The organism is Thermococcus piezophilus (assembly GCF_001647085.1).
Lineage (GTDB): Archaea > Methanobacteriota_B > Thermococci > Thermococcales > Thermococcaceae > Thermococcus > Thermococcus piezophilus.
The window spans coordinates 410,521-422,668 of sequence record NZ_CP015520.1; the positions used below are offsets into that span (position 1 = coordinate 410,521).

The 12,148-nt window shown below is 52.5% G+C and carries 12 protein-coding genes, 2 tRNA genes and 1 pseudogene; 5 read left to right on the forward strand and 10 right to left on the reverse strand.

Annotated features, from left to right (window positions below):
• Positions 1-309 precede the first annotated feature (309 nt).
• A pseudogene (locus A7C91_RS11535) lies at positions 310-1,408 on the forward strand (ABC transporter ATP-binding protein); the annotation flags it as partial.
• 156 nt (positions 1,409-1,564) lie between these two features.
• On the opposite strand, the gene A7C91_RS11545 reads toward A7C91_RS11535, so the two are convergent.
• Complete coding sequence (locus A7C91_RS11545; RefSeq protein ID WP_234394509.1) at positions 1,565-1,780, reverse strand: hypothetical protein; 216 nt, start codon at positions 1,778-1,780, stop codon at positions 1,565-1,567.
• Between the two features lie 362 nt (positions 1,781-2,142).
• Between A7C91_RS11545 and A7C91_RS02350 the strand changes: the two genes are divergently transcribed.
• Both A7C91_RS02350 and A7C91_RS02355 read left to right on the forward strand, forming a co-directional pair.
• Positions 2,143-4,326, forward strand: a complete 2,184-nt coding sequence (locus tag A7C91_RS02350; protein ID WP_068667371.1) for an ATP-dependent DNA helicase — start codon at positions 2,143-2,145, stop codon at positions 4,324-4,326.
• Positions 4,327-4,506: 180 nt separating this feature from the next.
• A complete protein-coding gene (locus A7C91_RS02355) occupies positions 4,507-5,064 on the forward strand; it encodes a dephospho-CoA kinase (RefSeq protein ID WP_068664573.1) in 558 nt (185 codons plus the stop codon).
• Here the strand turns inward: A7C91_RS02355 and A7C91_RS02360 are convergent.
• Complete coding sequence (locus A7C91_RS02360) at positions 5,050-5,859, reverse strand: ZIP family metal transporter (protein WP_068664575.1); 810 nt, start codon at positions 5,857-5,859, stop codon at positions 5,050-5,052. The genes A7C91_RS02355 and A7C91_RS02360 overlap by 15 nt on opposite strands.
• Before the next feature lie 70 nt (positions 5,860-5,929).
• Between A7C91_RS02360 and A7C91_RS02365 the strand changes: the two genes are divergently transcribed.
• Positions 5,930-6,337: an RNA-binding domain-containing protein gene (locus A7C91_RS02365; protein ID WP_068664578.1), complete on the forward strand. Its 408-nt coding sequence runs from the start codon at positions 5,930-5,932 to the stop codon at positions 6,335-6,337.
• 12 nt (positions 6,338-6,349) lie between these two features.
• Here the strand turns inward: A7C91_RS02365 and A7C91_RS02370 are convergent, their stop codons facing one another.
• Genes A7C91_RS02370 through A7C91_RS02395 form a run of 6 tightly spaced genes read right to left on the reverse strand, consistent with a single transcriptional unit; the run spans position 6,350 to position 9,421 of the window.
• Complete coding sequence (locus tag A7C91_RS02370) at positions 6,350-7,627, reverse strand: ABC transporter permease (RefSeq protein ID WP_068664580.1); 1,278 nt, start codon at positions 7,625-7,627, stop codon at positions 6,350-6,352.
• Positions 7,624-8,382: an ABC transporter ATP-binding protein gene (locus A7C91_RS02375; RefSeq protein WP_068664582.1), complete on the reverse strand. Its 759-nt coding sequence runs from the start codon at positions 8,380-8,382 to the stop codon at positions 7,624-7,626. The genes A7C91_RS02370 and A7C91_RS02375 overlap by 4 nt, the downstream gene beginning before the upstream one ends.
• Positions 8,363-8,551, reverse strand: a complete 189-nt coding sequence (locus tag A7C91_RS02380; RefSeq protein ID WP_199920089.1) for a hypothetical protein — start codon at positions 8,549-8,551, stop codon at positions 8,363-8,365. The genes A7C91_RS02375 and A7C91_RS02380 overlap by 20 nt, the downstream gene beginning before the upstream one ends.
• Positions 8,538-8,744 (reverse strand): helix-turn-helix transcriptional regulator, encoded by a 207-nt coding sequence (locus A7C91_RS02385; protein WP_068664586.1) that lies wholly within the window; start codon positions 8,742-8,744, stop codon positions 8,538-8,540. Before A7C91_RS02385 ends, A7C91_RS02380 begins: the two co-directional genes overlap by 14 nt.
• Before the next feature lie 11 nt (positions 8,745-8,755).
• Complete coding sequence (locus A7C91_RS02390) at positions 8,756-9,127, reverse strand: hypothetical protein (RefSeq protein ID WP_068664588.1); 372 nt, start codon at positions 9,125-9,127, stop codon at positions 8,756-8,758.
• A complete protein-coding gene (locus A7C91_RS02395) occupies positions 9,128-9,421 on the reverse strand; it encodes a DUF2178 domain-containing protein (protein ID WP_068664590.1) in 294 nt (97 codons plus the stop codon).
• A gap of 101 nt (positions 9,422-9,522) precedes the next feature.
• Here A7C91_RS02395 and A7C91_RS02400 point away from each other — a divergent pair.
• Positions 9,523-9,610: transfer RNA gene (locus A7C91_RS02400), tRNA-Leu, on the forward strand.
• Between the two features lie 1,392 nt (positions 9,611-11,002).
• Here the strand turns inward: A7C91_RS02400 and A7C91_RS02405 are convergent.
• Positions 11,003-11,080: transfer RNA gene (locus A7C91_RS02405), tRNA-Val, on the reverse strand.
• 43 nt (positions 11,081-11,123) lie between these two features.
• Positions 11,124-11,918 (reverse strand): diphthine synthase, encoded by a 795-nt coding sequence (dph5, locus tag A7C91_RS02410; protein ID WP_068664592.1) that lies wholly within the window; start codon positions 11,916-11,918, stop codon positions 11,124-11,126.
• Between the last annotated feature and the right edge of the window lie 230 nt (positions 11,919-12,148).

Sequence of the window (12,148 nt, forward strand, 5' to 3'; positions counted from 1 at the left end):
CCAATGGTACATTAAAAGGGCGACCAGAGCACTAATATACCCATCGAAAGATTTATTACTCACCCGATTGTAGGAGACTATGTCCTCAATGAACAGAAGGGTATTTAGTGAAGGCAAGGGTGCAATAACCCCGCTGGTTGTTTTTTGGTGGTTTTTTCAGTAGTGGTCAGCGACTCTGAGAACACAACGACATCCACCGCTGAAACCCCGACCCAGAGCTCACCGACGACGGGCACACAGACCGAAACCGGCACCTCCACGCAGAGCGGTTCTCAAACCTCAGCCCGGGGTGGGCCCGTCATCATAGAAATGGACAAGGTGTATGTGATAGTCACTGACAAGAGCGTCATCATTGTTGGCCCGAAGGGCGAGAAGCCGACCGTCGAGCTTCCCGAAGGAAAGAAGGTTATAACCGTCAGCTACGTCGTCGATGAAGCCAACACGCCGGACGTCAAGACCCTCAGGGAGAATGGCTAGGATTCGGTGCGATTAATCCAGCGTTCTTCCGCGATGAGCACGTTGATGCCCTCGTCGTCACCGCGAGGAGGGAAACCGAACCGACGATAAGAACCGAGCTCTTTAAGGCGTTCTACATCCTCGGAAACAAGTTCGTTCCTGAGGTCATTCTCGGCCAGAATATACAGCTCCGCGTCTACTGGGACTGGGTCAAGGGACGCTATTACCACCCGACCCTCGCCGAGCGCTACGACCTCCTCACCGAGGACACGAACGCTCCGGTTGTTATGATAGGCATCAAGGACTGCACCAACGATCCTGAGACCTACGTCATAGCCACCGCGGGTGGCCGGAGAGCTTTGACCCGGCCATGACCTACGAGACCTTCGGCTGGCAGATATGGCACGAGATAGGCGACACCCTCGTCACCTACTGGAAAGAGGAGACCGAGGAGGCCAGCCAGGACCTCGCCGTCGCCTGGGCCCACAACAAGGACGGTATCGAGTGGTATTTCCTCATAATGGACGGCGTCAATGCCTACGACCCGTGGAACGACAAGACCTACCTGATTGACGCCACCGACGTTGCCTTCACCTTCCTCCGCGTTGAGAGGCTCGGCCACAGCGTCAGCTGGATGGTGAGCAGCTTCATGGACGTCAACGCCTCACAGGCACTAACAGAGGAGGAGTTCGACCAGTACCTCAAGGAGCACCTACTCATAGCCTAGTACCGCGGCAAGACCGCCGAGATAAAGAGTCTCGACGACCTCAAGAGGTTCTTCAGCTACGACGGTCCGACCGCCGGCGTCTTCAAGCTCGTCCTCCCTCAGCCCTACACCCCGGGACTCCCCAGGGCCGTTCCCAACCCTCTCGGGAAGATAGACAGGCTTGAGACGATTCCAGGGACTGTTCCAAATCTCATAGAGCCCCCGAGCGGCTGCTGCTTCCACCTGTGCTGTCCCTCCGCGGAGGAGCGGTGCAGGAAGGAGAAACCTCCGCTCATCGAGGTGAGAAGGACCACTATGCCGCCTGCTGGCTCTACGCCAAGTTTTAGACCTTTTCTCCTTTCGCCCAGTTCAGCCACACGAGCGCCATTCCAGCCCCGTGGTTTATTTGAACAGCTCCCTATAAATGGGGTCGCCCACTTCGCTCCCGGTCATCTCAACCTCCAAGAAAGCGTAGCGGTAGAGCCTCACAAGGATCCATTCGAGGTCCTTCGGCTTCTTCGCCCAGAGCACCTTCTGCAGTATCGCCAGCGCCAAAATGGCCTCGCGGTTCTCCTTTGCTAGCTCTTCGTCCCTGTCAATGTGCCTCTGGTGCCCCATAGGGATGCCGATGATACGTCACACATTCCAGCGCCTCATGTGGTCAGTTCGCTTCCTGAACCCTCTCCACTCAGCTCATAGAGGGCCAGGAAAAGCTCCCCAAAGTAGTTCTCCACGCCGTCATCGTCAAGCAGAAGAACCGGTGGCCTGTCCATTGTCCACTCAAGGTCATCGGCCTTCCTTATCAGAGTCGCCCGCCTCTTGAGCTTCGCAACCCTGAGCGAGAAGTATGTATCGACGCCGTATTTCCCCGTCTTCGTCTCGAACAGGACGTAGAGAACCTCACCCTCATGTTCTCCCCCACAACCTTAGGGGGATAAGCATATAAAACCGCCGGCGGAATGAAATCGGACGTGAGGGTTATGAGAATTGAGGAGCTTTCCGTTGATGAGCGAGTTAAAAGGATCATCCGGGAGAGAGGCATAGAGGAGCTCTATCCCCCTCAGGCCAAAGCTTTGAAAAGCGGGGTACTTGAGGGGAAGAACCTAGTCCTTGCCATCCCTACGGCTAGCGGGAAAACCCTCGTTTCTGAGATAGTGATGGTCAACAAACTCCTGCATGAGGGCGGAAAAGCGATCTATCTCGTCCCTCTTAAGGCCCTCGCCGAGGAGAAGTACCGCGAGTTCAAAGCCTGGGAAGTGCTGGGACTGCGCGTCGCGGCGACGACGGGGGATTATGACTCCACCGATGAGTGGCTCGGAAAGTACGACATAATAGTCGCCACCGCCGAGAAGTTCGACTCCCTCCTGAGGCATGGTTCAAGCTGGATTAGGGACGTCAAGCTCGTAGTCGCGGACGAAGTCCACCTCATAGGCTCCTACGATAGAGGAGCAACGCTGGAAATGATTCTCAGTCATATGCTCGATAAGGCTCAAATCCTAGCCCTGAGCGCCACCGTTGGAAACGCAGAAGAGTTGGCAGAGTGGCTCAACGCTGAGCTCGTTGTGAGCGACTGGCGTCCCGTGGAGCTGAGAAAGGGAGTCTTCTCCCACGGCCAGCTCTTCTGGGAGGACGGTAAAATAGACCGGTATCCTTCGAGCTGGGATTCCCTCGTAGTTGATGCAATAAAAAAGGGCAAGCAAGCACTCGTCTTTGTGAACACGAGACGCTCGGCTGAAAAGGAAGCGGTGAGCCTTGCCTCCAAGATTTACAGACTCCTCACGAAGCCCGAGCAGAGAAAGCTGGAGGAGCTGACGGAGTCGCTGGAGAGCAACCCCACCAACAACAGGCTGAGGGAAGCACTAAAGAAGGGTGTGGCTTTCCACCATGCTGGACTGGGGAGAAGCGAGAGGACGGTGATAGAAGATGCCTTTAGGGAAGGCCTGATTAAGGTAATAACAGCGACTCCGACGCTTTCTGCTGGAATAAACCTCCCCGCGTTTCGCGTCATAATACGGGACACCAAGCGCTACTCCAACTTCGGCTGGGTGGACATACCCGTCTTAGAGGTTCAGCAGATGATGGGGCGCGCTGGAAGGCCCAAGTACGACAAACGTGGAGAGGCCATAATAGTGGCCAAGACTGAGGATCCAAAGAAGCTGATGGAGCGCTACGTCTTTGGAAAGCCGGAAAAGCTCTTCTCAATGCTATCTAACGAATCAGCCTTCAGGGGACAGATTCTGGCCCTAATCACCAACTTTAGCATCGGAAACTTCCGCGAGCTGATAGAGTTCCTTGAGAGGACATTCTACTTCCACCAGAGGAGCGACACCTCTCAGCTGGAGTGGAAGGCGAAGGAGATAGTCTACTTCCTCATCGAGAACGAGTTCATAGACCTTGACCTTAACGACCATTTCATGCCCCTGCTATTCGGCAGAAGAACGTCGCAGCTCTACATAGACCCGCTCACGGCCAAGAAGTTCCGCGATGCGTTTCCAAAGCTGGAGAAAAATCCAAATCCCTTTGGAATCTTCCAGTTGATAGCCTCCACACCAGACATGGGCACACTGAACGCGCGCAGGAAGGAGATGGAGGACTATCTCGATCTGGCATACGAGATGGAAGAGAAGCTCTACGTCAACATCCCCTACTGGGAGGATTACACCTTCCAGAGCTTCATCAACGAGGTAAAAACGGCAAAAATCCTCCTCGACTGGATAAACGAAGTGCCCGAGACGAGGATATACGACGCCTACAACATAGACCCCGGCGACCTCTACAGAATCCTCGAGCTTGCTGACTGGCTGATGTATTCACTCATTGAGCTCTACAAGCTCTTCGAGCCGAAGGAGGAGGTTTTAGCTTACCTCAGGAATCTCCACCTCCGCCTGAGGCACGGTGTTAGGGAAGAACTCCTCGAGCTCGTCAGGCTACCCAACATCGGCAGGAAGAGGGCGAGGGCGCTCTATAACGCGGGCTTCAGGACGCAGGAGGACATAATCAGGGCCAAAGTGAGCGAGCTCCTCGCGGTCGAGGGAATAGGTATGAAGGTCATCGAAGGGTTGTTCAGGTACTTCGGCGTTGAGCTTCCAGGGGCATCAAAGAAAGGGGCAGACGAGAGAAACCCCAAAAAGCGCAGGGGAACGCTCGACGACTTCCTTAGATAATTACATCGTCCTCAACCTCCACTGGGAGAAAAAGCAGTGACAGCAAAGATGACGCCATAATCTATTCCAGAACTGACCTCCTCTCCCCTGAAAGGCGAAGCTTGAAAAAGAGAAAAGGCACAAATCACTGAACGTGGATTAAATTTTTAAACTCCCATCTTTTACGTTGGCGTGGGCACTATGATAATCATCGTAACTGGAATGCCGGGTTCTGGAAAGAGCAAAATCGTCTGGGAGTTCGCCAGGAGAGGAATTCCTCACGTTTCTATGGGGGACGTCGTAAGAGAAGAGGCGGAGCGCAGGGGAATCCCCAAGACCAAGGAGGGCATGGCGAAGGTCAGCATCCGCCTAAGGCAGGAGCTCGGCCAGAATGCAGTAGCAAAACTCACTGTTCCTAAGGTAAGAGAGCTCCTTGAGAAGCACCGGGTGGTAATCATCGACGGCGTCCGCTCGCTCGACGAGATAGGAACATTTAGGAGCGCCTTTCCCGATGAGGAGATCGTTATCTTTGCCGTCCACACCCCGCCGAGGCAGCGCTTCAAGAGGCTTAGAGAGAGAGGAAGGAGCGACGACCCGCAGAGTTGGGAGGACTTCGAGGAGCGTGATTGGAAGGAGCTCAAGTTCGGCATAGGCAACGTCATAGCGATGGCCGACTACATGATAGTCAACGACGGACCGAAGGAAGAATATGAGAAAAAGGTCAAGGAGCTCGTGGAGAGGATTTTAGCCGAGCATTGAGTCAAGGAACAGCATCACGTAGAAGCCCACAAAGAAACCAAGGGTTACGAGAATGTCGTTCTCTTCTCTTTTGTATATCTCGGGAATCATCTCCTTGACAGTAACGTAGAGCATCGCCCCGCCAGCGAGTCCGAGACCGTAGGGTAGGGACCACTCGAAGGCCGTGAAGAAGACCGCCCCTACGATGACCATTGCCATCTCAGCCAGTCCGCTGAGGATACCTATGAGGATTGGCTGGAGGCGCTTCTTCTGAATGACCGCAAGGGGGAGGGAAACCACAGTCCCCTCCGGGAAGTCCTGGATGCCTATCGCTATGGCCGTCACGAGACCAACCTCAAGGTTGTAGATGAGAGAAGTGCCGATAGCCAAGCCCTCGGGGAGGTTGTGGATTACGAGTGCGAAGACAAGGAGCCAGGCCTTTCTGAGCTTGTTCTTCAAATCGCTGGGCCCCTCATAGCCCTTGACCATGTGCTCGTGGGGAATGATGCGGTCTATCAGGAAGACCAGCAACACACCGAGGGCTATACCAATCCCGGCAGGAGCAAAGCTACCCGTGCTATATATCGCCGGGAGGATTAAGCTCGTAAAGCTGGCCACTATCATGACGCCGGCGGCAAAGCTGAGGCTGAAGTCCACGCCCCTCTCGGGTATGTTCTTGGCGAAGATGGCAACCATTGCGCCGAGAGAAGTCATCACGGCCACGAACAGGCCCGCGTAGAAAGATACCCAGAGAATGCTACCCCCAGAGATTCCAAGCAGCCACTCGGCCAGGTTCGTGATGAAGTTCTCTAACATAGTTAGGCCACCCTAATTAATTCGTGGGTTGGTTTTATAAGCTTTGGGTAGAGCCAATAGCGGTGGGAACATGTTTGAGGAAGTCGAAGTCGAGGCTTACGTTTATCCAACTGAGGATATCGAGAAAGTCAAAGAGGCCATGCTGAACCTCGTTCCAGGACTGGAGTTCGAGGCCTTCGATAGGGGCGACTACATCATTCTGACGGGCAGAACCAAGAGCAAGAAAGCCCTCCAGAGGCTTTACGAGCTCTTCCGCGGGCAGGCCATACTCGACACGGCGCGCTCTTTCCTTGAGGAGGGCTACTTCGGTGAGGAGATCATAATAAAGGTCAACAAGCAGGCGGCATACGCCGGGAAGGTGAACTTCAACGAGGAATCCCCCCTCGGCCCGATAACGATAATCATCCGCACGAAGAATCCCCACAGGATAATGAAGTGGCTCGCCCCGAGGACGAAGGACGGAGTACCGATAGAATAAAAAAGAAAGAGTTCACTCTCTTTTCTTCCTCCCCCCGCTTATCTTCGCCGTCAGCATCTTCTCGGTTGAAAATATCCAGGCAGTAACGTAGAGCGTCAGCCCGGCCATAAGGGCGAGGTAGGCCACGCTGGGGAGCACGGGGGCGTAGTCTCCAAGGAGTATGTGGCGGTAGTCCACTATGGGGTGCGTGAAGGGAATCGCCAGCAGGAGGTATTTGACGGCCACGGGCAGATCGTTGATGCCCGTGTACATCAGGAGGAAGGCCGGAAAGGCCAGTGGCATTATGACGGCGCTTACAACGGTGTTGGCGCTCTGGACGTCTTCGGCAAAGATAGCCAGTATCATCGCCAGGCTGAGGGCGAATATTATGGTCAGGAAGACCACAAGGGAGAATAGGAGCATCCCCGTCGGAGTAACCCGGAGTCCGATGTCTTCAAGGGTTATGCCAACAGCGCCCAGTCCAAAGGAGCCGAGGTAGCTGCGCATTCCAATCATATAGGCCAAAGCCGCGACTAGGCCCATCACGGCGGTACCGAATATCTTCGCGCCGACTATCTTCGTCCTCGCCACCGGAAGCGTCAGGAGGGTCTCAAGGGTCTTGTTCTCCTTTTCAGCCGCCATCGCCCCTGCGGCCATCTGGGAGGTTATTATGACCATGAGGAAGACTATCATCGGTATCGAGAACGCCTGAGAGGCTATGACGTTGGAAACCAGACTTGGAGAGACGTCAACAACCTTGCCGTTGATTACAGACCTGCTCTCCGTCTCTATCGGCTGGAGGATGGCATCGGGATTCTGGGCACCGAGCTGTTCTACCTTTATCTTGGCTATTTCGTCTCCGAGAAGTCCTATAACCGCGTTTATCCTGCCCTCGCTGACGCTCTCCTTTATTCCTGCACCTATGGATGTAAATATCCCGTAAACCTGCACATTAGCCTTCTCGTTGCCTTCCAGTTTAGCCGAGAAGTCTGGAGGAATTACAACCAAAACGTTCTGCTTCTCCACAACAGCCTTCCTGAGAGCCTCGTCGAGCGAGGTGGCCTTAATAACGGTAACGGTCACGTTTGGGGTAACCTCAAGGGCCTTTATGAGAGTCTCCCCGTACTTCCCCTCATCGAAGTTCACTATGGCGACCCTAGTCTCGCCCTGAGCCTGCTCTATGCCGACGTTTATCACCTTACCCATGATGGGAAACAGGATGAGGGGAATCACCACGAGGCCAAAGAGCAGCTTCCTGTCCCTGAAAAGGTTCTTAAGCTCCTTCTTTGCCATCACCCAGAAGTCGCTCATGAGCCCTCACCCCCAACGGGCTCGTTGATTTCAGCACCGACGGCACTCATGAAGACCTCCTCAAGGTTTTTAGCGCCGTACTTCTCCTTTAGCTCTGCTGGAGTGCCCATTTCAACTATCCTGCCCCGGTTGATGAGCGCCACTCGGTCGCAGAGGTACTCGACCTCCAGCATGTTGTGGCTCGATATGAGGAAGGTAACGCCCTCGTTCCTTGCGAAATCCCTTATGGTATTCCGTATGGTGTAAGCATTGACTATGTCCAGCCCGCTCGCGGGCTCGTCTAGGATGGCCAGCTTCGGCTTCACCATCAGGGCCCTCGCGAGGAGGAGCTTCCTCGTCATGCCCTTAGAGTAAGTGGAGACCTTATCGTGGAGCCTCTCGCCCAGGTCTGAAATCTTGACACCGAGCTCAAGCATTTCCTCCACATTTCTTCCACCCTTCGCGTATAGCCTCGCCATGAATTCGAGGTACTCGATGCCCGTGAGGTTTTTGTAAGCTCCTGCCTCCTCCGGCAGGTAGCTTATCAGCTCCCTCACCTTCGGGGCATCTTTGACAACATCGTAACCAGCTATGATTGCCTTCCCAACGGTTGGCTTCAATAAGGTGGCGAGTATTTTCAGCGTAGTGCTCTTACCTGCGCCGTTTGGCCCTATCAGACCAAATATTTCACCCTCTTTAACCTCAAAGCTTATCCCATTTAGGGCCTTGACTTTCCCATAGTATTTTTCGAGGTTTTCAACTTTTATGACCGCCATTTGACAACCTCCTGTCGTACTCGAGGAGTGCAACCACCCCAATGCCAAGGAGCAGGGCAAGCCACTTGGCCCGCTCAAACCCTGAAAGGCCACCGGAAAAGCCCGTCACTAAGGCCCCGAGGAGGAGAAACCAAGCAACTTTCCGGTATCTGCTCCTAAACATCGCCATCACCCTCGTAGACGAAAATGTCTTCAATGAGAACTCCAAAAAAGCGCGCTATCTTGAAAGCGAGCTTAAGCGACGGATCGTACTTACCCTTTTCTATCGCTATTATCGTCTGCCTTGTAACGCCGAGGGCTTTGGCCAGCTCCTCCTGGGTTAGCCTCCTGGCTTCCCTGAGCTCGCGGAGGCGGTTCTTCATAACTCAATCCCTCACATCTTTCTTGAGTAGTAGGCCCTGGAGATGACCAAGGCCCCTACCATCAACGTAAGCGGAACCGCGAGGAGCTTTGCGAATACGAGAGCACTCTCCTGGTCGTTTCCAGCGAGCCATATGAATTCGAGCGTTATTCCAGTCAAAAACGTTAATGTGCCGTGGTAGAAGCTCCTCAGCTTTATCAGCTCCGCCCTCTCGTTCCCGACAGGTTCAACCTTCGCGTTGTAGAACTTCTCGATTGCCCAGGTCCCGGCAACTGCGCTCATGAAAAAGACCAGACTCAGGGCGGGCCTGCTGTTCAGGAAATATAACATCGGCAGGTACATCGCAAGGAGGAAGGCGAAAATCAAGGAGCGGTATCGCTCCATTCACATCACCCTCGAGTAGTGAACCTTAAACGCGAGGTGTCCGAAGGTTGATGCCATGAAAACCAGCAGAAGGAACGTGAAGGCCGTTGAGAGGTTCTTGGCAACGAAGGCCGAGTAGGCGATTCCCAATCCACTTACTAACTGAACAAGCTCAAGGGTCACCTTCGAGGCCTTTTCCTCTATTCTCGCAACTCTCTCGTCCATTTCGAGCCCTATGTTCCTTCGGTAAATAACCGGAAGGTAGGTCGCTACGGCGAGCCCAAGGATGAGTCCGACGACAGCGCCCCAGTTCATGCTCCCACCATGTAAAGTTTCATTTACGTAAAGCTTCCTTTACATCCTTATAAGCTTTGCCCCTCAAAGTTTTTAAAGAGCGGGGGAGAAGTTCCATCCGCGCGGGGGTTGCCGAGTTTGGTCAAAGGCGCGGGATTTAGGGTCCCGTCCCGTAGGGGTTCCGGGGTTCAAATCCCCGCCCCCGCACCACAACAGCCCTTGCTTCGCAAGCGCTGGCGGAAAATTAGGTGCTTTTCTAAGAACGTCAAGTTTTGTGATGATTTACTCTTCAAGTTGCAGTTTTTCAGGGTTTGCTAATCTCAAGGCGTCCTTTGGACGCCAGAACAAAAAGCAAACTGTTTGAAAGACTTCCATTGAAGTTAAACCCACTTTCCAACCAGCAAATTATGAGTGCACGACTGTCCTCCAACAAGTTGAAGAGGAGGGCACTCTTTGATTAAACTTTGTTCCAGCAAAGTTTGTTTGCCAATCAAAAATTTCATCAAAGTTCGTGATTCCTGTTTGAGGATTTCTCGTGAAGGAATTTCGTTTCAATGGGCGCTTTTTGAAGGAATGCAGTCGTATTGATATACCTTTGATTGGATTTTTACTCCACCTGCGCTCCTCCGGAGCGCTAAAGAAAGCAAACCCTCGACAGGTTAAACTTCAGAATTGCATTCCATTAGTAACTTACCGTTCAAACGTTAAATCCCCAAAATTGGACGTGCACTAAAAAGAATCACGAGCCTTTCGCCAGCTTTTCCTAAAGGCTGAGTGTTGACGGAAAAATCGCGTTCAATTCTAAATTGGTCTCTTGTGAAATAGGTTTACTCACCAGTTGCCAACTCTTCAGGGTTTCACTCTCCTCAAGGCGTCCGAAGGACGTCAGAATAAGAGTATAAACCTCTCAAAAAGATTACTTTTGTACAAACCCTTTAAATCCTAGGGATTTGATAGTGCACGCTTGATTTTCTGTCCTTGAGCAAGAAAGGGACACTTTGGTCAACCTTTGCTAGACAAAACTTGATAGCGAGAGTTTGATCAAAAATATTGGCTGGTAGAATTGAGTCAAGATGAATTTGTACGTCCATTATTTATCGCCGTTTATGATGGGACTCTATTTAAATTCAAAGCTTTTGACGTTTGTTCCTTTCTTCTGCGCCCGTAGGGCGCTAAATTGGGTTGAACACTCTAAACTTGCCCTTTAAAGAGCGAGTCTACTTGTAAGATTGGCAGTTTAGAAGAGACGTACTAACTTTGATGAAACTTCACTGAGAACAAAGTTCTCAGTGTGTCGGAGCTTCGCTCCAATATGCGCAGGCAAACAAACTTTGCTGGAACAAAGTTTTATCAAAGGATAAACTTCTCACTAAACGGGCAGAAATGAGTTCGCATCTTCTTTTAAGCTTGCTAGTTTAAAGCGAGTTTAATTCAAAAAGCTGGCAAGTTAAGAGGTTTTTCTCCCCTTAATGCCCAAAGGACATTATTTTTGAAGCGTAAACCCTGAAGATTGACAGGTTAAATGTAAACTCGCTTAGAAGTGGGCAACTTCAGAATGAGATGCCAACTTTGATCAAACTTTTCGCCAGAAAAGTTTGTTTCTGGTGGGCCCGCGGGGCTTTGAACCCCGGACCTCCGCCGTGTGAGGGCGGCGTCATAACCAGGCTAGACCACGGGCCCGTCCCGGGAATAGTGGAAGGGAACGGAAATATAAAGCTTTCGCCTAGACTTCGTCGAGTATATCCTTCGGCGCACCGGCGAAGGCCACAAGGTACTCAGCCTCAACGATGTGCAGCTTCCCGGGAACGACCATAACGTGCGGCTGCCTTCCGAAGTCTTCCTTTAGCATGTCCTTAACATAACCGGCTTTAAGCGTCGGCGTTAGCGAGCCGGCCCTGGCCAAAACGACGACAAGGGTTTCCGGCGTGAAGATGCCCTGTTTTTTCATCTCCTCAACCTGGAGAAGAATCTCCATGGCCTCGTTGGCGGTCATATATCTGTTCTGCTCGGCCTTTATGTCAAGGAAGAGCATCGTGTGAAGTCCCCGCTCTTTGTTCTCCTTTATCACGTCGTAGTGGCTCGTTGGAAACCAGTTCTTCTCTGGATAAGCCACGGTTGCGCTCTTGCCGAACTTGTATATCTGGAGGCCAGTCATGGCTATGGCAGAATAGATGCTGGGCGCGTGGATTACATAGCTCTCAATGCCCAGCTCCTTTGCCCTTATGCGGAGGTCGGAGTGAGTGGTTGCCACCATAGGATCGCCAGCGGTTAGAAAAGCGACGTCCTTGCCCTTCGCCTCGCTAAGAACGATTCTCTCAAATTGGAGCTCTACCTCTTCCCTGCTGAGCCTCCTGAGGGGCTTCCCTATGAGTCCTTCAATTTTATCAAGCGTCGTCCCTGCCAAAAGCGAGGTGTAGAACTCGGCAAAGACGAGGTCGCATTTTCTGGCCATCTCAAGGCCCTTGAGCGTGATGTCCTTTTCGTCGTAGAGTCCCAACCCAATGAAGTATATCGCCATTCTCTTCCACCGACCCAGCGTAGGATGGGAGGTTTTTAAGCTTGACCGCCAAACGTGGGCAACTCTGAGACTGCATTTAATCTCCCAATTAATGTTAAACCTGGATTCAACTTAAAATGGCCGGTTTAACGCGGGTTCACCTTGTTTTAGATGCCAGTAAGGCGTCAGGTTGGAGAAACTCGCATAAACACCGCCATTCAGTGAATGGATCCATCAACAAGCAAGCCAAG

Excerpts from the sequence above, each read along its gene's own strand:
- A7C91_RS02385 (WP_068664586.1), bottom strand. The coding sequence starts at position 8,744 with ATGAAGAACCGCCTCCGCGAGCTCAGGGAAGCCAGGAGGCTAACCCAG.
- A7C91_RS02360 (WP_068664575.1), bottom strand. The coding sequence starts at position 5,859 with ATGTTAGAGAACTTCATCACGAACCTGGCCGAGTGGCTGCTTGGAATC.
- A7C91_RS02390 (WP_068664588.1), bottom strand. The coding sequence starts at position 9,127 with ATGGAGCGATACCGCTCCTTGATTTTCGCCTTCCTCCTTGCGATGTAC.
- A7C91_RS02380 (WP_199920089.1), bottom strand. The coding sequence starts at position 8,551 with ATGGCGATGTTTAGGAGCAGATACCGGAAAGTTGCTTGGTTTCTCCTC.
- A7C91_RS02395 (WP_068664590.1), bottom strand. The coding sequence starts at position 9,421 with ATGAACTGGGGCGCTGTCGTCGGACTCATCCTTGGGCTCGCCGTAGCG.
- A7C91_RS02365 (WP_068664578.1), top strand. The coding sequence starts at position 5,930 with ATGTTTGAGGAAGTCGAAGTCGAGGCTTACGTTTATCCAACTGAGGAT.
- dph5 (WP_068664592.1), bottom strand. The coding sequence starts at position 11,918 with ATGGCGATATACTTCATTGGGTTGGGACTCTACGACGAAAAGGACATC.
- A7C91_RS02355 (WP_068664573.1), top strand. The coding sequence starts at position 4,507 with ATGATAATCATCGTAACTGGAATGCCGGGTTCTGGAAAGAGCAAAATC.
- A7C91_RS02375 (WP_068664582.1), bottom strand. The coding sequence starts at position 8,382 with ATGGCGGTCATAAAAGTTGAAAACCTCGAAAAATACTATGGGAAAGTC.
- A7C91_RS02350 (WP_068667371.1), top strand. The coding sequence starts at position 2,143 with ATGAGAATTGAGGAGCTTTCCGTTGATGAGCGAGTTAAAAGGATCATC.
- A7C91_RS02370 (WP_068664580.1), bottom strand. The coding sequence starts at position 7,627 with ATGAGCGACTTCTGGGTGATGGCAAAGAAGGAGCTTAAGAACCTTTTC.
- A7C91_RS11545 (WP_234394509.1), bottom strand. The coding sequence starts at position 1,780 with ATGGGGCACCAGAGGCACATTGACAGGGACGAAGAGCTAGCAAAGGAG.